We start from the raw sequence: 16,982 nt of genomic DNA on the forward strand, positions 1-16,982 counted from the left end.
CCCCAGAACTTGGCGTCGATGAAGTAGAAGCCCACAGCCAGGATCACGGCGATGGCGAGCGCGCCAACCTTGCCCCAGAACTTGGCGTCGATGAAGTAGAAGCCCACAGCCAGGATCACGGCGATGGCGAGCGCGCCAACCTTGATGCGGGCATCCTTGCTGCGCAGGAACACCATGCCGAGCAGCACCGCGAAGAACACCCACAGGATGGGCAGGAAGTTCGAGGTGGTGGCACGCAGCATCGAGTAGAACGGCGTGAAGTACCAGACCGGCGCGATGTGCGGCGGGGTCTTGAGCGGATCGGCCGGGAAGAAGTTGTTCGACTCCAGGAAGTAGCCGCCCACCTCCGGGAAGAAGAAGATCACCGCGGAGAAGATCATCAGGAAGCCGCCCACACCCATCAGGTCATGCACCGAGTAGTACGGGTGGAAGGGGATGCCGTCCAGCGGGATTCCGTTCTCGTCCTTCTTGGCCTTGATCTCGACGCCGTCCGGGTTGTTCGAGCCCACTTCGTGCAGCGCGATGATGTGCGCGACCACCAGGCCCAGCAGCACCAGCGGCACGGCGATGACGTGGAAGGAGAAGAAGCGGTTCAGCGTGGCGTCGCTCACGACGTAGTCGCCGCGGATGAACAGGGACAGGTCCTGGCCGATCACGGGGATGGCGGAGAACAGGTTCACGATCACCTGGGCGCCCCAGTACGACATCTGGCCCCAGGGCAGCAGGTAGCCCATGAAGGCCTCTGCCATCAGGCACAGGAAGATCAGGCAGCCGAAGACCCAGACCAGCTCACGCGGCTTGCGGTAGGAACCGTACAGCAGGCCACGGAACATATGCAGGTACACCACCACGAAGAAGGCCGAGGCGCCGGTGGAGTGCATGTAGCGCACCAGCCAGCCCCAGGGCACTTCGCGCATGATGTATTCCACGCTGGCGTAAGCCACGGGAATGCCGGCGGCGTTGAGCGTGCCGTCCGGCTTGTAGTTCATCACCAGGAAGATGCCGGTCACGATCTGGATCACCAGCACCAGCAGGGCCAGCGAGCCGAAGAAGTACCAGAAGTTGAAGTTCTTCGGTGCGTAGTACTTGGAAAGGTGATCTTCCCAGAGTTGGGTTGCGGGGAAGCGCGCGTCGATCCAGCCAAGCAAGCCGGTCGTCTTTACTTGTTTTTCGGCCGCCATGGTCAAGCGTCTCCTTTTTCATCCTTGCCGATCACGATCTTGGTGTCGGACAGGAACTGGTATGGGGGTACGTCGAGGTTTTGCGGGGCCGGCTTGTTCTTGAACACGCGGCCAGCCAGGTCGAAGGTCGAACCGTGGCAGGGGCAGAGGAATCCGGGGTCGGAGCCGAGTTGCGGGTTGGAACCGGCGCCGAAGGGACCTGAGGGGGAGCAACCAAGGTGGGAGCAGATGCCTACCACGACCAGCAGGTCCTTGTGGTCTGCGCGCGAACGGGTTTCGTTCTTGCAGTATTCCGGCGTCGGCATGGTGAAGGGGACATCCGAGTTGGGGTCGGCCACCTCGGAATCTGTCTTCTTCAGCGACGAGAGCATTTCCTCGGTGCGCTTCAGGATCCAGACCGGTTTGCCGCGCCATTCAACGGTCATCATCTCGCCCGGCTTGAGCGCGCTGATGTCGGCTTCTACCGGTGCTCCGGCGGCCTTTGCCTTCTCTGACGGCGCAAACGTACTGACGAACGGAACAGCTACCGCCACGCCTCCGATGCCGCCAGCGACAGACGTCGCAATCAACCAATTGCGGCGACCCTTATCCACGTTCTTCACGTTTTGCTGGTCACTCATTCCAAACCCCAGGGGATGTCAAATTAGATTTTGTGTCAACCGTAAATTGTACCTTAGGCACATGTGGCATTGAAAGGCGGACAGTGGCTCACCCGCGTACGATAATCGGCCAAACATCGGCGATGTGGCTTGTACGCTTGCGTTACGGGCGGTGATACGGCAGGCTTTTATCCTGACGACCGTTCAACGAAAGCAACACTGGGAGAAAAGCATGGGGATGATGTCGGAATTCAAGACCTTCGCAATGCGTGGCAACGTGATCGACCTGGCCGTCGGTGTGATTATCGGCGCGTCTTTCGGCAAAATTGTCGAGTCGGTTGTGAATGACCTGATCATGCCGGTCGTTGGCCGGATTATCGGAAAACTGGATTTCTCCAATCTTTTCGTAGCGCTATCCGAGCCGCCAGCGGGCATCCCGCATACGCTCGACGCGCTGAAAAAAGCGGGCGTGCCGGTTTTTGCCTATGGCAACTTCCTGACCATCCTGGTCAATTTCGTGATTCTGGCCTTTATCATCTTCATGATGGTGCGGGCGATCAATAAGGTGCGTGCTGAAGAGCCCAAGCCCGAAGCGCCCGCCGCCACGCCGGAAGACGTGGTGCTGCTGCGCGAGATCCGCGACAGCCTGAAGGCGCGCCAGACTTAAGCCAACGCGCCGCGGCCCGCCCGGCCCATGGCCGGGGCCGCGTTTCAGACCGGGTTGGGAATATCGATGAAGGTGTGGCGCAGCCCGAATTGCTGCACCAGGTGCTCGCCCAGGGACTGGATACCATAACGCTCCGTAGCGTGGTGCCCGGCCGCCAGATAGGCAACCCCGCTCTCGCGTGCGAGGTGCGTGGTCTGCTCCGAAATCTCGCCGCTCAGGTAAGCGTCCACGCCCGCCGCCACGGCCGCGTCGAAATAGCCCTGCGCACCGCCCGTGCACCATCCCACCGTGCGAATCAGTTGCTCGGGATCGCCAATGGCCAGCGGCTCGCGCGCGAGCACGCCGCCTACGTGCGCGGCCAGCGCGGCGAGCGGCATGGGTTGTGGCAAGGTCCCGGTCCACCCGAGCTGGTCGTCGCCGAAGCGGCCGGTGGGCGTAAACCCGAGTTGCAGGCCGAGCTGGGCGTTATTGCCGAATTCGGGGTGGTTATCCAGCGGCAGGTGATAGGCGAGCAGGTTCACATCGGCGCCCAGCAGGCGTTTCAGGCGTGCGTGTTTTTGTCCGATGACACGGGCGTCTTCGTTTTTCCAGAAATAACCGTGGTGGACCAGGATGGCATCGGCGCCAGCCTCGATGGCGGCTTCGACCAGGGCCAGGCTTGCGGTCACGCCTGTCACGATATGCTCGATTTCCGCCCGGCCTTGCACTTGCCATCCGTTCGGGCAATAGTCCTTGTATCGGGGGACTTGAAGCAGGTCGTTCAAGTACAATTCAAGATCTTTTATTTTCATTTTCTGCCCAAACTCCAATATGTTGCGCCGCTTTTGGCTGTTCTTTGCCCAGGCTGTCACCGTCGTGCTGGCAGTGTGGTTCGTCGTGGCCACACTCAAACCCGAATGGCTGCAGCGCGGCCGGGTCGCAGTGCAATCCGGTTCGCCCATTGTCGCGCTGAAGGAGGTCGTCCCCAGCGTGGCCGGCTCTTCGGCGCCGGGCTCGTACAGCGAGGCGGCCCAGCAGGCGATGCCGGCAGTGGTGAATATCTTTACCAGCAAGAACGGCAGCAAGCACACGCCTAATCCGCAGGCAGAAGACCCCTGGTTCCGTTTCTTTTTTGGCGACCGCCTGCCGGAACGCCAGGAGCCGGTGTCCAGCCTGGGCTCGGGCGTCATCGTCAGCGCGGAAGGTTATATTCTAACCAACCACCACGTGGTGGACGGCGCCGATGAGATCGAGGTGGCGCTGACCGACGGCCGCAAKGCCAACGCCAAGGTGGTCGGCTCGGACCCGGAAACCGACCTGGCCGTGCTGAAGATCACGCTCAAGGACCTGCCGGCGATCACGCTGGGGCGCATTGAAAACGTCAAGGTAGGCGATGTGGTGCTGGCCATCGGCAATCCCTTTGGCGTCGGCCAGACCGTCACCATGGGCATCGTGTCGGCGCTGGGCCGCAGCCACCTGGGCATCAACACCTTCGAGAACTTCATCCAGACCGACGCGGCGATCAACCCTGGCAATTCGGGCGGCGCACTGGTCGATGCCCAGGGCAACCTGCTGGGTGTCAACACGGCCATCTATTCCCGCTCGGGCGGCTCGCTGGGCATTGGCTTCGCCATTCCCGTTTCCACCGCCAAGCAGGTGATGGAATCGATCATCTCGACCGGTTCGGTGACGCGCGGCTGGATTGGCGTAGAGCCGCAGGACATGACACCCGAGATCGCCGAGTCGTTCGGCCTCGACGCCAAGGAAGGCGCGCTGATCGCAGCCGTGGTCCAGGGCGGCCCGGCCGACAAGGCGGGCGTGAAGCCGGGCGATGTGCTGGTCTCGGTGGATGGGCAAGGCATTAGCGACACCACCGCCCTGCTCAACGCCATCGCCCAACTCAAACCTGGCGCGGAGGTGAAGATGAGGGTGGTGCGTCGTGGCAAGCCGACCGAACTGACGGTGATGATCGGCAAGCGGCCGCCACCGCCGCGCCGCGCGCTGCCGCTGGACGAGGAAGAGTAAGTCAGCACGGAATCCCCGGACAGCACGCTGCTTCTCCAGACCCCGCCCTTTGTGGCGGGGTTTTTGTTGTCGGGGAAGTACGGGTCGGCTTGGCGCGAGCGTACCCGGCGCTGCGCCAGGCGACCGGATTGATGGCCTGCCGGACCAGGAAGCTTGTCTGACGATCAGCATACCCGGGCCATAGCGGAGACATCTGCCCGCAATCGTGCGATCGGAGTTGCCGTGATTGAGGGATTGGGACGGGACTAGCGGTGGCGGCGCATGCATTGGCAGCGCAAGGACCTGACTACCCATCGCCAGCCGGCGCTCCGCGAGCTGGAGATCAACGAGCGAGACTGATTGCGCCGCCGCGGGACACGGTTAAACGATGCCGCGCCACTACGCGGAAGCACCATGTGGCGAGCACCCCATTGCCATTGCGCACTATCGCCGAGTGCCAGCCGCCAAAAACAAAACGCCGGCATCCTTGCGGATGCCGGCGTTTAGCGTTCAAGCCAATCTAGAGCGAGCTTACGCCCGCACTAAATTAGAACTTGTGACGAACACCAACCACAGCGCCGAACTGGTTCGCACCAGCTTGGACGAACTGGGTCTGGCCCGACAGGTCGTTGAAGCCATTCACGCCCAGACGCGACTTGCTGCCGTTGTTCAGGACATACGAAGCCGTTGCGTACACGTCGGTGCGCTTCGACAGTGCGTAGTCAGCCGTCGTGACGAATTGCCACGGGTTAGCCGACGACTCACGCAGGTTCTGGTAGTAAGCAGCGCCCGACAGCGACAGAGCCGGCGTCAGCTGATAGCCCACGCCAAACCAGCCCAGGTTCGATGCGGTGTTAGCCACGGTCGGCGAACCAACCAGGTTGGCGCCGTTGTAAGCCTTGGCATAACGGTAGCCAGCGTACAGCTTGGCCGGGCCGAAAGCGTAGGTACCAGCAACGGTAGCGCGGCGGGTCAGCTGAGCGCTTGCTGCGCCAGTGCCGTTCGTTTGGTCATAAGCAGCACCAATTGCGAACGGGCCAGCAGCGTAGCTTGCCAGGAAACCGTATTCGCGGCCGTTGGTGAAGTTACCAGCGGTTTCGTTGCCGCTGTTGGTGAAGCTGTACAGGGCGCTAACGGTCAGGCCACCGAACGTGCCGGTGTACTTCGCAGCGTTGTCAGCACGGCTGGCGAATGCGGATTCTTGCGAAGTGCTCGAGTAACGGGTCGAGATCGCCATCGGGTCATAGACCAGCGCGAAATCATACAGGGTGGTCTGTTGACGGCCCAGGGTCAGCGCGCCGTACTGGCTTTGCAGACCAACATAGGCGTTACGACCGAACAGACGGCCACCTTGAGCCGAAGTACCGGTGTCAACGTTGAAGCCGCTTTCCAGGACGAAGATACCCTTCAGACCGCCGCCCAGATCTTCGACGCCACGCAGGCCCCAACGCGAACCGGATTGGTTACCCGACTGCATGGCCCACAGGTTGTTACCGTTGGTGCCGAGTGCGTTCGTCGACGACTTGTTGTTGTATTCAATACCAGCGTCAACCACGCCGTACAGGGTCACGCTCGATTGGGCATACGCACCACCAGCGGCCAGGGCAGCTACAGCGGCTGCAAACAGTTTCATCTTCATATCGACACTTTCCTTGTCAACTGATTGGGAAATCTTGGCTTGCCCAAGTGCTTGGGCGACGCATTTACCTTCACGTCTGTTGCGTATTATGGGTCAGCCCCCCCGGCCGCCAGAAGGCTTTTTCGTCGTAAACCATGGATACGGACGGATTTTGTTGTGATGTCGCAACAGCACGAGGGGCGACTTTCCCCATTTTGGTGCAAAAGTCGCGTCTCCGAGCTTTCCCTTAAGCTAGCGGTCGCTACAGTTAGTCCGGCTGCGCTTCGCTGGCCGGAGCGTCCGCCGCAACCGGCCGCGCGGTGAATCGGGCCATGATCAGCCCTAGTTCATATAGCGCGACCAGGGGTACCGCCAGCAACAGTTGGGACAACACATCCGGCGGCGTCACCACGGCGGCAATCACGAAAGCGCCCACGATCACGTAGGGGCGGATCTGCTTGAGCTTTTCCAGTTCGACCACACCAAAGCGCACCAGCACGATCACCACCACCGGCACCTCGAAGGTGATGCCGAAGGCCAGGAACATGGTCATGGCGAAGCTGAGGTATTTATCGATGTCGGTCGACATCTCCGCCCCCAGCGGCGCGTTGTAGTGCGCCATGAAATGGAACACCGTGGGGAACACCAGGAAATAGGCAAACGCCACGCCGCAGATAAACAGAATGTAGCTACTGCTCACCAGCGGGACGATCAATCGCTTCTCATGCTGGTACAAGCCGGGCGCAACGAACTGCCAGACCTGGTAGAGCACCCAGGGCAGCGCAATCAGGAAAGCCACCAGCAGCGTGACCTTCATGGGCACGAAGAACGAGCCGGTGACATCGGTGACGATCATCTTGCCGCCCTTGGGCAGCGATTCCATCAAAGGCCGGGCGAACAGGTTGAAGATGTTCGGCGCCCAGTAGATCAGGCCGAGGAACACCAGGATCACGCCTGACGCCGCCTTGACGATACGCGAGCGCAGCTCCACCAGGTGAGAGATGAAGGTTTCCTGCTGCGCTTCGTCTTGCGGGTCTTGGGGATCTTGGGAACGGGAGTCGCTCATGGCGTGGACCGCTCAGCCGGGCTGGCTGGCATCGAGAAATCATTGGCGATACAACGGCACGGCGCGCAAGTCGGAACGCACGACAGCGACGGCCGGCCGGGTAGCGGCGTGTGGACAGGCTCCATCATGCTCACTCGAAGAATGAGCGGGCGGGGCCTGTGGCGGGACGGTGGCGCTTGACACGCGCGGCGCCGGATTGCGCCCACACGCGTACATTGTGCTGGCGCTTGTACCACACGGGCCGCGCACCTTGCTTGACGCGCCAGCTCTTGCGGCCGTTATGGACCTTGTGCGCCGTGTCCCAGGATGGCACGTAGCCGCTGCCCTGGCTGGCCCCGTCGTGCACGCTGGAATCCGTACCGGTCAGCGCATCGTTCAGGGACTGGGTGTGCTCGTGCACTTCCTTGTGGATGGTGCGCTCGACATCGCGCGCGGCGTCCTCGAATTCCGTGCGCATCTTGCGCAATTCGTCGAGTTCGACCTCGCGGCTGACTTCCGCCTTCACATCATTGATATAGCGCTGCGCGCGGCCGACCAGTGCGCCGACCGTGCGCGCCACCTTCGGCAGCCGCTCGGGACCGATCACCACCAGCGCCACCGCGCCGATCAGTGCAAGCTTTGAAATGCCAAGATCGATCATGCGAGGTTCGGAAGGAATAAGCTGCGGCCACGGCGAACGGCCGGGCCGCCGCAACGGCCGCCCGGGCTCGCGCACAAGCCGTCACGCGGACGGGCGCGGCGCGGCGGGCATGGCCGGCTTGGCATTGCTGCCAGGAAGAAAGGCATCAGGCGTGCTGACAAGAGTTGACGCGCGCTCACTGCTGGCGCGACTTTTCCTTGGCTTCGACGTCGATGGTGGTGGCGTCGCGCAGTTCCTTGGAGGGCGCGGCCGGTGCGTCAACCGGATTTCCGTTGGCGTCCTTCATGCCATCCTTGAAGCCTTTCACGGCACCGCCCAGATCCTGGCCGATGTTGCGCAGCTTCTTGGTGCCAAAGACCAGCATGACGATCACCAGCACGATGAGCCAGTGCCAAATGCTAAACGAACCCATTTTCTGCTCCTGATGAAGCCGGGGGCGGCGCCATGCCACCCCGGCTCGTTGTTCCGTCACTGAAGGCCGTGCCGGGCGACGGTTGCCGGCACGGCATCTGACCGGAGGCCGCGCGGCCTTCGGTCCTGCATGGGTTGGCTGCCAGGTCTTTACGGCAGCTGCACCTTCCACTGGTCACGCGGACCGCCAAGCACGTGCAGATGGAGGTGATACACCTCCTGCCCGCCATCCGGACCGGTATTGATAACCGTCCGGAAACCGTTGCCACAGCCTGCCGCGCGCGCCAACTCCGGCACCTTCAACATCATTTTAGCAAGCACCGCGCTTTCACCGGGTCCGCAATCGGCCAGCGAATCGACATGCAACTTGGGAATGAGCAGGAAGTGTACCGGGGCTTTCGGGTGGATATCGTGGAAAGCCAGCATTTCGTCATCTTCGTAAACTTTGCGCGACGGAAGCTGACCGGCCACGATCCGGCAGAAGAGGCAATTTTGCTGTGGATTCATGAAAATTTCATTGCGCGCAGCAAATCAGGTGCACTTTTGCCGCGATGTCAGTGCAGGCGGGCAGCCTTGCCGGCCATCCGCCTGCCTTTCAGGCATGTCCGGACCGCCTTGGCCGGACCGCCACCGGTCCGCTGGCTATCAAAAACGCTGATCCGGGTACATCGGCTTACTGTCGTTCAGGTAGAGCCAGCCCTTGACGATACGATACAACATCCATAAGGACAATACGCCCCACACGGCAAAAGCCAGGGGTATCAGGAACACTGTGACAAACAGCATGCCGCCGAGGATCGCCCACGCCACCGACCACCAGAAGGACCGTATCTGCCAGGCAAAGTGCGAGGCGTAGAGCGTGCCCTGGGTGTCGTCGCGCTTGACGTAGCCAATCACGATGGCAATCAGCGCGGTAATGCCGCCGGTCAGCCAGAAAATGGCGTACAACGCATAAAGAATGTGCGTCAGCTTGCGCAGGCTGGCAAGCCGGTCGTGGTCCGTGGTGATCACCTCTCCCATCTCGTGCTTGCTCCTGGTGGCTGCTGGTGGCTGTCCCATACCCTGCCCGTCCTGTCCAGATGCGCCTCGCCGGCCAGGCCGGCTAGTGCGGGATTCAGCTGCCGTCGGCCTTGCGCCGGGCTTTTTCTTCCAGGCCGGACAGACCTTCGCGGCGGGCCAGTTCGTTGACCACGTCGGCCGGCTGCATGCCGAAGCGGGACAGAAGCACCATGCTATGGAACCAGAGATCGGCCACCTCGTACACCACCTTGGAGACCGACTCCTGGCTCAGCCCCGCCGCGCGGGCATCCTTGGCGGCCATCACGGTTTCGGTGGCTTCCTCGCCGATCTTCTTCAGGATCGCGTCGTCGCCCTTGTGAAACAGGCGCGCCACATAGGACTTATCCGGATCGCCGCCGTTCTCGGGCTTGCGCGATTCCAGCACGCTGGCCAGGCGGGCAAGCATATCGGCGCTGCTCAACTGTTCGTCGCTCATGGCTTGGCTGCGTAAATGGTGGACGGATCCTTGAGCACGGGCTCCACGGTCTGCCAGTCACCGTTGTCGGCGTCGCCATCAAACTTCTGGAAGAAGCAGGAGTGGCGCCCGGTATGGCAGGCGATGCCGTCGTTCTGCGTGACCTTGAGCAAGACCACGTCTTCGTCGCAGTCGAGGCGGATTTCATGCACCTTTTGCACGTGGCCGGATTCCTCGCCCTTGTGCCACAAGCGCTTGCGCGAGCGCGACCAGAACACGGCCTCGCCGATCTCCACGGTGCGCTGCAGCGCCTCGCGGTTCATGAACGCGAACATCAGCACGTCGTTCGAGCCGACTTCCTGGACAATCACCGGCACCAGGCCGTTGTCGTCCCACTTAACCTTGTTGAGCCACTTCTTTGCCATGTCGGTTTGCCGTGTTCAGATCCGCACCGGAATGCCCTCGCGGGCCATGAATGCTTTTGCTTCGCCAACGGTGTGCTGGCCGTAGTGGAAGATGCTGGCGGCCAGCACCGCATCGGCGTGGCCCAGCTTGATGCCGTCGGCCAGGTCCTGCAGTCCGCCCACGCCGCCCGAGGCGATCACCGGGATGGATACCGCATCGCTGACGGCACGGGTGAGTTCGAGATCGAAGCCGCTCTTGGTGCCGTCGCGGTCCATGCTGGTGAGCAGCAGTTCGCCCGCGCCGCGGGCGGCCATCTCGCGCGCCCATGCCACGGCGTCCAGCCCGGTGGCCTTGCGCCCGCCATGGGTGAAGACCTCCCAGCGTGCCGGCTCGCCTGGCGCGGAACTGCGTTTGGCGTCGATCGCGACGACAATGCACTGCGAGCCGTAGCGCGCCGTGGCGTCCGACACCAGTTGCGGGTTGGCGATGGCCGCGGAATTGACGCTGATCTTGTCCGCGCCGGCATTGAGCAGGCGCCGCACGTCTTCCACGGCGCGCACGCCGCCGCCCACCGTCAGCGGGATAAAGACCTGGGAGGCGACCGCCTCGATGATGTGCAGGATCAGGTCGCGCCCGTCGCTGGTCGCGGTGATGTCGAGAAAAGTGATTTCATCGGCGCCCTGCTCGTCATAGCGGCGGGCGATCTCGACCGGATCGCCAGCGTCACGCAATTCGACGAAGTTGACACCCTTGACCACCCGCCCGTTGGTCACGTCGAGGCAGGGGATGATACGTTTGGCTAGCATGAGATTCCTTGCCCGCCACGGCGCCTGCCCTTGCGGGGGCGCCGGTGGCTGCAATTGTCGCGCGCAAGGCGCGTTGTCTTACTGCTCGGCGCCGAGCTTGTCGGCAAGCGCCTGGGCTTCGGCGAAATTGAGATCGCCCGAATAGATTGCGCGGCCGCAGATGACGCCCTCGACGCCGTCCTTTTGCACGCTGCACAGGCGTTCGATATCGGTGAGGTTGTGCAGCCCGCCGCTGGCGATCACCGGGATCGTTGCCGACTGCGCCAGTTTGACGGTGGCATCGATGTTGATGCCCTGCAGCATGCCGTCGCGGCCGATGTCGGTGTAGATGATGGCTTCCACGCCGTAGTCCTCGTACTTGCGCGCGAGGTCGGCAACCTCGTGGCCGGTCAGCTTGCTCCAGCCATCCGTGGCGACCTTGCCTTCACGGGCATCCAGGCCGACGATGATGTGGCCGCCGAACGCCGTGCAGGCGTCCTTGAGGAACCCGGGGTTCTTGACCGCCGCTGTGCCGATGATGACGTACGACAGGCCGCCGTCGAGCCAGCGCTCGATGGTGTTCAGGTCGCGGATGCCGCCGCCGAGCTGGATCGGGATCTCATCGCCCACCTCGGCGATGATGGCCTTGATGGCAGCTTCATTGCGGGGCTTGCCCACGAACGCACCATTGAGGTCGACCAGGTGCAGGCGCCGTGCGCCCTGCTCCACCCAGTGACGTGCCATGGCGGCGGGATCTTCGGAAAAGACGGTGGCCTGGTCCATGTCGCCTTGTTTAAGGCGTACACATTGACCGTCCTTCAGGTCGATGGCCGGAATGAGCAACATAAGTGTGACGAGCGTGTTTGAGTGAAAGAGAAAGTTGAACTAGCCAGCGTAGCCGGTCAGCCCTGTCCCAAAAAAGCCACTATCGACGTTCAGGGATTCCAGTGCACGAAGTTCCGGTACAGCTGCAAGCCCATGGCGGCGCTCTTTTCCGGGTGGAACTGCGTGGCAAAAATATTATCGCGCGCCACCGCGCTCGTAAATAAGGCGCCATATTCCGTTTCGCCGGCAATATGCGCCGGATCCTCCGCATGCACGTAGTAGCTGTGCACGAAATAGAACCAGCTTTCATCGGGGATGCCAGCCCACAGCGGATGGGGGCGCGTTTGCTTCACGCGGTTCCAGCCCATCTGCGGCACCTTGTAGCGCGAACCGTCCGGCTGGGTCATGCCTTCCAGTTCGAAGCGGATCACCTCGCCGGGCAAGAGGCCCAGGCAGGGCGTACGGCCACCGTCCGTTCTACTTTCCTTGCTGAAGTCGAACAGCATCTGTTCGCCAACGCACACTCCCAGCATCGGCTTGCTAGCGGCGGCCTCGATCACGGCCTGTTGCAGGCCCGAGGCGCCCAGTGCGCTCATGCAGTCGGGCATCGCACCCTGGCCTGGCAGCACCACGCGGTCCGCCGCGCGGATCGCCTCCGGCTGGTCCACCACCTGCACGTCCGCTTCCGGCGCCGCGGCACGCAAGGCCTGCGCTACCGAGCGCAGGTTGCCCATGCCGTAATCCACAATTGCTATGGTAGTCATGATTTCAAAACAGGCAACAATGTCTTCAGCCCGTCCACAATGAATTCTACGGCCAGCGCCGACAGGATCAGCCCCATCAGGCGCGTGCCGATATTGATGCCGGTGCGCCCGATCACGCGCGCGATCGGGTCCGCGGCGCGGAACACTATATATACCACTGCGCCAAGCGCGATCCCGATCCCGACCAGAATCAGCAACTGGTACCAGTGCTGGGTCTTGCCGGCATAGACGATCACCGTGCTGATCGAACCAGGTCCGGTCAGCAAGGGCAGCGCCAGCGGCACTACCGCGATACTGGCCTTGGCTTCCGCCTCGTCCTCTTCCTCGGGCGTCGCCTTGGTGCGGCCAGTCTGCGCGTTCAGCATGTTCATGGCCATCATGATCATGATSAGGCCCCCRCCCACCTGCARCGASGCCACCGAGATATTGAAGAACTCGATGATCTGCTGSCCCAGCAAGGCGGAGATGCCTACCACCGTCGCCACCGAGATCGACGCGATCTTGATGGTATGCCGCTTTTCTTCTTCAGTCTGCTGGGTGGTCAGGCTGATGAAGAACGGAATCGCCCCGATCGGGTTGATCAGCGCCAGCAGCGAAATGAACGACTTAAGCGTATCCATCGGGTTGGGCGAATGTCGCGCTAATGTCGCGTAAGTACCGCGTTGTACCGCGTTGATCTGATGTTCTCGCCGGCGCAGCAGAACGTACGCACCGGCACGTGAGAGGTAGCGCGTCGGCGAGGTTCAGCCGACGAGGGTGCCCTTGGTCGACGGAATCGTGTTGCCCGCACGGGGATCCATTTCCACCGCCATGCGCAACGCCCGCCCGAAGGCCTTGAACACGGTTTCGCACTGGTGGTGGGCATTGATGCCGCGCAGGTTGTCGATATGCAGCGTCACCGCGGCATGATTGACGAAGCCGCGGAAGAACTCGATGGTGAGGTCGACGTCGAAGCTGCCCACCCGAGCGCGGGTGAACGGTACGTGGAATTCCAGGCCGGGACGGCCGGAGAAGTCGATCACCACGCGCGACAGGCATTCGTCCAGCGGCACATAGCTATGGCCGTAGCGGGTGATGCCTTTCTTGTCGCCGATGGCCTTGGCGACCGCCTGGCCGAGCGCGATGCCGACGTCTTCCACCGTGTGGTGGTCATCGATATGGGTATCGCCGCTGGCTTCGACTTCGAGGTCGAACATGCCATGGCGGGCAATCTGATCCAGCATGTGGTCGAGGAACGGCACGCCGGACGCCAGTTTCTGGCGGCCGGTGCCATCGAGATTCAACGAAACGCGGATCTGCGTTTCCGATGTATTGCGGGTGACCTCTGCAACACGCATGGTGTTAATCCTGCGACGCCGCCTGGAAGGCGGCGAGAAATTGCGCGTTCTCTTCGGGAGTGCTGACCGTGACGCGCAGACAGTTGGCCAGCAATGGGTGCATTTTACCCACGTTCTTGATCAATACCTTGCGCGCAAGCACGCCTTCGAACACACGAGCGGAATCCGCCACGCGCACCAGCAGGAAATTGGCTGCGCTTGGGTACACCGTCACGCCCGGCAAGCCTGCCAGGGCATCGGCCACGGTGGCGCGCTCGGCACGCAGTTGCGCGGCCTGCTGGTCGAGCACATCGACATGCTCGAGCACGAACAGCGCCGTGGCCTCGGTCAGCACATTGACGTTGTACGGCGGGCGCACCTTGTCGATCTGCGACAGCCACTCCGGCGCGCCGGCCAGGTAGCCCAGCCGGATGCCGGCCAGGCCCAGCTTGGAAACGGTGCGCATCACCAACAGGTTGCCGAACTCGGCCAGGCGCGGCATCCAGGTGTCCTGGGCGAACGGCTGGTAGGCTTCGTCAACCACCACCAGGCTCTGGCAGACCTCGCCCTGGGCGGCGCGCACGATGGCTTCCATATCGGCCGCGTCGAACAGGTTGCCGGTGGGATTGTTCGGGTAGGCCAGGTAGACGATGGCGGGCTGGTGCTCGGCCATTGCCGCCAGCATGGCGGCGCGGTCCAGCGTGAAGTCCGCGTTGAGCGGCACGCCGACGAATTCGAGCCCGGCGAACTGGGCCGACATGGCGTACATGACAAAGCCTGGCACCGGTGCCAGCACCTTGGCGCCCGGCTTGGCCACCGCCAGCGCCAGCATGCTGATGATCTCGTCCGAGCCGTTGCCCAGCAGCACATCCATGCCCGCCGGCACGTCCATCACCGTCTTCAGGCGCGCGCGCAGCGCTTCGCTGCTGGGCACCGGATAGCGGTTGAGCGCTACCTCGGCCAGCCGCGCGGCCAGCTTGTCGCGCAGTGCGTCGGGCAGGCGGTAGGGGTTCTCCATCGCGTCCAGCTTTACCAGACCGTGCGAATCCGGCACATGGTAGGCGCCCATGGCGCGTACGTCGTCACGGATGATGCGGTCGATCAGGGAAGGCTGCACTACGGACATGGGATTTACCTCTTGGGTCGACTTGGGTCGGTGGTTTCTGGCCGGCGCCCGGACAAACCCGGGCGCCGGCCGCTTTTGCCTCAGTTGCGCCTGAGGCGGTATTCGGCGCTGCGGGCGTGTGCTTGCAAGCCTTCGCCATAGGCCAGCTCGGCGGCGATCTGGCCAAGCATCTGCGCACCCTGCTCGCTCACCTCGATCAGGCTCGAGCGCTTCTGGAAGTCGTACACGCCCAGCGGCGACGAGAACCGCGCGGTGCGCGAGGTGGGCAGCACGTGATTCGGCCCGGCGCAGTAGTCACCCAGCGACTCGCTCGTATAGCGGCCCAGGAAGATGGCGCCGGCGTGGCGGATCTTCTCGGCCCAGTGGCGCGGGTTCTCGGCGGAAATCTCCAGGTGCTCCGGCGCGATCGCGTTGGCGATCTCGCAGGCCTCGTCCATATCGCGTACCCGGATCAGCGCCCCGCGCCCGGACAGCGAGGCACGGATCACGTCGCGGCGCGGCATGGACTCGATCTGCCGGTGGATGCTTTCCTCCACCTGGGCCAGGTAGTTGGAGTCCGGGCACAGCAGGATGGATTGCGCGAGTTCGTCGTGCTCGGCTTGCGAGAACAGGTCCATCGCCACCCAGTCGGGGTCGGTGGTGCCGTCGCAGATCACCAGGATCTCGGACGGGCCGGCGATCATGTCGATGCCGACGGTGCCGAACACGCGACGCTTGGCCGCCGCCACATAGGCGTTGCCCGGGCCGACGATCTTGTCGACCTGAGGCAGCGTGGCGGTGCCGTAGGCCAGCGCCCCGATCGCCTGCGCGCCACCGATGGTGAACACGCGGTCCACGCCGGCGATCTGCGCCGCGGCCAGCACCAGTTCGTTACGCACGCCGCCCGGCGTGGGCACGACCATGATGACTTCCTTGACGCCTGCCACGCGCGCGGGAATCGCGTTCATCAGCACGGACGACGGATACGCCGCCTTGCCGCCCGGCACGTAGATGCCCACGCGGTCCAGCGGGGTCACCTTTTGCCCCAGCACGGTGCCGTCGGACTCGGTGTACTCCCAGCTATGGCTGCCGCACTCGATCTTCTGCTTCTCGTGGTAAGCGCGCACGCGCGCCGCCGCGGTTTCCAGCGCAGCGCGGCGTTTGGGCTCGAGTTCGTCGAGCGCGGCCTCGAGCTTGGCCGGCGACACTTCCAGCGCGCTCATGGCGCCGGCATCGACGCGGTCGAAACGCTGCGTGTACTCCAGCACCGCGGCATCGCCGCGGGTCTTTACATCGGCGAGGATCTGCGCGACGGCGCGATCGATCGCTTCGTCTTCACCGGCTTCGAAGGCCAGCACCTCGCGCAGCTCGGCCGCAAAGCGCGGCTCGGTCGAATCCAGCCGGCGGATTTCCAGGTTTTCCATAGAATTTTCGTTCATGACTCCATTCCCCAGGCCCTGCTCGCGCGGCATCAGACCAGCGCGGCGGAGGCCCGTTCAAACGCGTCGAGAATCGGGGCTAGCCGCTCACGCTTGAGTTTGAGGGCAGCCTGGTTGACTACCAGGCGCGACGATATCTGCACGATCTCTTCCACTTCGACCAGGTTGTTGGCGCGCAAGGTCCCGCCGGTGCTGACCAGATCGACGATGGCGTCGGCCAGTCCCACCAGGGGCCCGAGTTCCATCGAGCCATACAGCTTGATCAGGTCCACGTGCACGCCCTTCTTGGCGAAGTGCTCGCGCGCGGTCTGCACATATTTGGTGGCCACGGCCAGCCGCGCGCCCTGGCGCACGGCGCTGGCGTAGTCGAAACCGGCCGAGGTCGCCACCGACATGCGGCACTTGGCGATATTCAGGTCGATCGGCGCATACAGCCCCGCCATGCCGTGCTCCATCAGCACGTCCTTGCCGGCCACGCCGAAATCGGCCGCGCCATATTGCACGTAGGTCGGCACATCCGAGGCGCGCACGATGATGACGCGCACATCCGGATCGGAGGTGGGCAGGATCAGCTTGCGCGAGGTTTCCGGATCCTCGGTGACGTGGATGCCGGCCGCTTCCAGCAGCGGCATGGTTTCGGTGAAGATCCGGCCCTTGGAGAGGGCCAGCGTCAACTGGGTCGGGGAGGGGCTCATCTGCGTCCT

21 protein-coding genes are annotated in these 16,982 nt (G+C 63.1%); 2 read left to right on the forward strand and 19 right to left on the reverse strand.

Annotated elements, in window-relative coordinates; genetic code table 11:
* Together AC1DN0_RS11200 and petA are read right to left on the reverse strand one after the other, a co-directional pair.
* Positions 1 to 1,181, reverse strand: a 1,181-nt coding sequence (locus tag AC1DN0_RS11200; protein WP_477145720.1) for a cytochrome b, incomplete at its 3' end; no start/stop codon positions are given.
* 2 nt (positions 1,182 to 1,183) lie between these two features.
* The gene (petA, locus tag AC1DN0_RS11205) at positions 1,184 to 1,801 is read right to left on the reverse strand and encodes a ubiquinol-cytochrome c reductase iron-sulfur subunit (protein WP_441628895.1); all 618 of its coding nucleotides are present in this window, start codon (positions 1,799 to 1,801) and stop codon (positions 1,184 to 1,186) included.
* 211 nt (positions 1,802 to 2,012) lie between these two features.
* On the opposite strand from petA, the gene mscL reads away from it, so the two are divergent.
* Positions 2,013 to 2,447, forward strand: a complete 435-nt coding sequence (mscL, locus tag AC1DN0_RS11210) for a large conductance mechanosensitive channel protein MscL (protein ID WP_441628893.1) — start codon at positions 2,013 to 2,015, stop codon at positions 2,445 to 2,447.
* A 44-nt stretch (positions 2,448 to 2,491) separates the two neighbouring features.
* Here the strand turns inward: mscL and AC1DN0_RS11215 are convergent, their stop codons facing one another.
* Entirely contained in the window at positions 2,492 to 3,238 is a 747-nt protein-coding gene (locus AC1DN0_RS11215) for a Nif3-like dinuclear metal center hexameric protein (protein WP_441628891.1), read from the reverse strand.
* A gap of 19 nt (positions 3,239 to 3,257) precedes the next feature.
* Here AC1DN0_RS11215 and AC1DN0_RS11220 point away from each other — a divergent pair, with 19 nt between their 5' ends.
* The gene (locus AC1DN0_RS11220; protein WP_477145721.1) at positions 3,258 to 4,451 is read left to right on the forward strand and encodes a Do family serine endopeptidase; all 1,194 of its coding nucleotides are present in this window, start codon (positions 3,258 to 3,260) and stop codon (positions 4,449 to 4,451) included.
* 526 nt (positions 4,452 to 4,977) lie between these two features.
* Here AC1DN0_RS11220 and AC1DN0_RS11225 read toward each other — a convergent pair.
* The 16 genes from AC1DN0_RS11225 to hisG form a co-directional block, all read right to left on the reverse strand.
* Positions 4,978 to 6,069, reverse strand: a complete 1,092-nt coding sequence (locus AC1DN0_RS11225; RefSeq protein ID WP_441628887.1) for a porin — start codon at positions 6,067 to 6,069, stop codon at positions 4,978 to 4,980.
* Positions 6,070 to 6,316: 247 nt separating this feature from the next.
* Positions 6,317 to 7,114 (reverse strand): twin-arginine translocase subunit TatC, encoded by a 798-nt coding sequence (gene tatC, locus AC1DN0_RS11230; RefSeq protein WP_441628885.1) that lies wholly within the window; start codon positions 7,112 to 7,114, stop codon positions 6,317 to 6,319.
* A gap of 130 nt (positions 7,115 to 7,244) precedes the next feature.
* Complete coding sequence (gene tatB, locus AC1DN0_RS11235) at positions 7,245 to 7,754, reverse strand: Sec-independent protein translocase protein TatB (RefSeq protein WP_035870659.1); 510 nt, start codon at positions 7,752 to 7,754, stop codon at positions 7,245 to 7,247.
* A gap of 175 nt (positions 7,755 to 7,929) precedes the next feature.
* Complete coding sequence (gene tatA / locus AC1DN0_RS11240; RefSeq protein ID WP_035870661.1) at positions 7,930 to 8,166, reverse strand: Sec-independent protein translocase subunit TatA; 237 nt, start codon at positions 8,164 to 8,166, stop codon at positions 7,930 to 7,932.
* Positions 8,167 to 8,315: 149 nt separating this feature from the next.
* On the reverse strand, positions 8,316 to 8,672 hold the full coding sequence (locus AC1DN0_RS11245; protein ID WP_441628882.1) for a histidine triad nucleotide-binding protein: 357 nt from the start codon (positions 8,670 to 8,672) through the stop codon (positions 8,316 to 8,318).
* Between the two features lie 138 nt (positions 8,673 to 8,810).
* A complete protein-coding gene (locus AC1DN0_RS11250) occupies positions 8,811 to 9,185 on the reverse strand; it encodes a DUF4870 family protein (RefSeq protein ID WP_035870665.1) in 375 nt (124 codons plus the stop codon).
* Between the two features lie 94 nt (positions 9,186 to 9,279).
* Positions 9,280 to 9,660, reverse strand: a complete 381-nt coding sequence (locus AC1DN0_RS11255) for a phosphoribosyl-ATP diphosphatase (protein ID WP_441628880.1) — start codon at positions 9,658 to 9,660, stop codon at positions 9,280 to 9,282.
* Positions 9,657 to 10,064: a phosphoribosyl-AMP cyclohydrolase gene (gene hisI, locus AC1DN0_RS11260; RefSeq protein WP_035870669.1), complete on the reverse strand. Its 408-nt coding sequence runs from the start codon at positions 10,062 to 10,064 to the stop codon at positions 9,657 to 9,659. Before hisI ends, AC1DN0_RS11255 begins: the two co-directional genes overlap by 4 nt.
* Positions 10,065 to 10,079: 15 nt before the next feature.
* Complete coding sequence (hisF, locus tag AC1DN0_RS11265) at positions 10,080 to 10,850, reverse strand: imidazole glycerol phosphate synthase subunit HisF (RefSeq protein WP_441628878.1); 771 nt, start codon at positions 10,848 to 10,850, stop codon at positions 10,080 to 10,082.
* A 78-nt stretch (positions 10,851 to 10,928) separates the two neighbouring features.
* Entirely contained in the window at positions 10,929 to 11,675 is a 747-nt protein-coding gene (gene hisA, locus AC1DN0_RS11270; protein WP_035870672.1) for a 1-(5-phosphoribosyl)-5-[(5-phosphoribosylamino)methylideneamino]imidazole-4-carboxamide isomerase, read from the reverse strand.
* Positions 11,676 to 11,764: 89 nt separating this feature from the next.
* The gene (gene hisH / locus AC1DN0_RS11275; protein ID WP_441628875.1) at positions 11,765 to 12,418 is read right to left on the reverse strand and encodes an imidazole glycerol phosphate synthase subunit HisH; all 654 of its coding nucleotides are present in this window, start codon (positions 12,416 to 12,418) and stop codon (positions 11,765 to 11,767) included.
* A complete protein-coding gene (locus AC1DN0_RS11280) occupies positions 12,415 to 13,038 on the reverse strand; it encodes a YchE family NAAT transporter (RefSeq protein WP_035870676.1) in 624 nt (207 codons plus the stop codon). The genes hisH and AC1DN0_RS11280 overlap by 4 nt, the downstream gene beginning before the upstream one ends.
* A gap of 123 nt (positions 13,039 to 13,161) precedes the next feature.
* The gene (hisB, locus tag AC1DN0_RS11285; RefSeq protein ID WP_006159655.1) at positions 13,162 to 13,755 is read right to left on the reverse strand and encodes an imidazoleglycerol-phosphate dehydratase HisB; all 594 of its coding nucleotides are present in this window, start codon (positions 13,753 to 13,755) and stop codon (positions 13,162 to 13,164) included.
* Between the two features lie 4 nt (positions 13,756 to 13,759).
* The gene (gene hisC / locus AC1DN0_RS11290; RefSeq protein WP_441628873.1) at positions 13,760 to 14,860 is read right to left on the reverse strand and encodes a histidinol-phosphate transaminase; all 1,101 of its coding nucleotides are present in this window, start codon (positions 14,858 to 14,860) and stop codon (positions 13,760 to 13,762) included.
* An 80-nt stretch (positions 14,861 to 14,940) separates the two neighbouring features.
* A complete protein-coding gene (gene hisD / locus AC1DN0_RS11295) occupies positions 14,941 to 16,278 on the reverse strand; it encodes a histidinol dehydrogenase (protein WP_441628871.1) in 1,338 nt (445 codons plus the stop codon).
* A 32-nt stretch (positions 16,279 to 16,310) separates the two neighbouring features.
* Positions 16,311 to 16,973: an ATP phosphoribosyltransferase gene (hisG, locus tag AC1DN0_RS11300; RefSeq protein WP_035870681.1), complete on the reverse strand. Its 663-nt coding sequence runs from the start codon at positions 16,971 to 16,973 to the stop codon at positions 16,311 to 16,313.
* Between the last annotated feature and the right edge of the window lie 9 nt (positions 16,974 to 16,982).

The organism is Cupriavidus sp. 05N39 (genome assembly GCF_056397325.1).

What these genes read in the sequence shown, in the direction of transcription:
- petA (WP_441628895.1), bottom strand. Translation starts at nt 1,801, where the DNA reads ATGAGTGACCAGCAAAACGTGAAGAACGTGGATAAGGGTCGCCGCAAT.
- mscL (WP_441628893.1), top strand. Translation starts at nt 2,013, where the DNA reads ATGGGGATGATGTCGGAATTCAAGACCTTCGCAATGCGTGGCAACGTG.
- AC1DN0_RS11215 (WP_441628891.1), bottom strand. Translation starts at nt 3,238, where the DNA reads ATGAAAATAAAAGATCTTGAATTGTACTTGAACGACCTGCTTCAAGTC.
- AC1DN0_RS11225 (WP_441628887.1), bottom strand. Translation starts at nt 6,069, where the DNA reads ATGAAGATGAAACTGTTTGCAGCCGCTGTAGCTGCCCTGGCCGCTGGT.
- tatC (WP_441628885.1), bottom strand. Translation starts at nt 7,114, where the DNA reads ATGAGCGACTCCCGTTCCCAAGATCCCCAAGACCCGCAAGACGAAGCG.
- tatB (WP_035870659.1), bottom strand. Translation starts at nt 7,754, where the DNA reads ATGATCGATCTTGGCATTTCAAAGCTTGCACTGATCGGCGCGGTGGCG.
- tatA (WP_035870661.1), bottom strand. Translation starts at nt 8,166, where the DNA reads ATGGGTTCGTTTAGCATTTGGCACTGGCTCATCGTGCTGGTGATCGTC.
- AC1DN0_RS11245 (WP_441628882.1), bottom strand. Translation starts at nt 8,672, where the DNA reads ATGAATCCACAGCAAAATTGCCTCTTCTGCCGGATCGTGGCCGGTCAG.
- AC1DN0_RS11250 (WP_035870665.1), bottom strand. Translation starts at nt 9,185, where the DNA reads ATGGGAGAGGTGATCACCACGGACCACGACCGGCTTGCCAGCCTGCGC.
- AC1DN0_RS11255 (WP_441628880.1), bottom strand. Translation starts at nt 9,660, where the DNA reads ATGAGCGACGAACAGTTGAGCAGCGCCGATATGCTTGCCCGCCTGGCC.
- hisI (WP_035870669.1), bottom strand. Translation starts at nt 10,064, where the DNA reads ATGGCAAAGAAGTGGCTCAACAAGGTTAAGTGGGACGACAACGGCCTG.
- hisF (WP_441628878.1), bottom strand. Translation starts at nt 10,850, where the DNA reads ATGCTAGCCAAACGTATCATCCCCTGCCTCGACGTGACCAACGGGCGG.
- hisA (WP_035870672.1), bottom strand. Translation starts at nt 11,675, where the DNA reads ATGTTGCTCATTCCGGCCATCGACCTGAAGGACGGTCAATGTGTACGC.
- hisH (WP_441628875.1), bottom strand. Translation starts at nt 12,418, where the DNA reads ATGACTACCATAGCAATTGTGGATTACGGCATGGGCAACCTGCGCTCG.
- hisB (WP_006159655.1), bottom strand. Translation starts at nt 13,755, where the DNA reads ATGCGTGTTGCAGAGGTCACCCGCAATACATCGGAAACGCAGATCCGC.
- hisC (WP_441628873.1), bottom strand. Translation starts at nt 14,860, where the DNA reads ATGTCCGTAGTGCAGCCTTCCCTGATCGACCGCATCATCCGTGACGAC.
- hisD (WP_441628871.1), bottom strand. Translation starts at nt 16,278, where the DNA reads ATGAACGAAAATTCTATGGAAAACCTGGAAATCCGCCGGCTGGATTCG.
- hisG (WP_035870681.1), bottom strand. Translation starts at nt 16,973, where the DNA reads ATGAGCCCCTCCCCGACCCAGTTGACGCTGGCCCTCTCCAAGGGCCGG.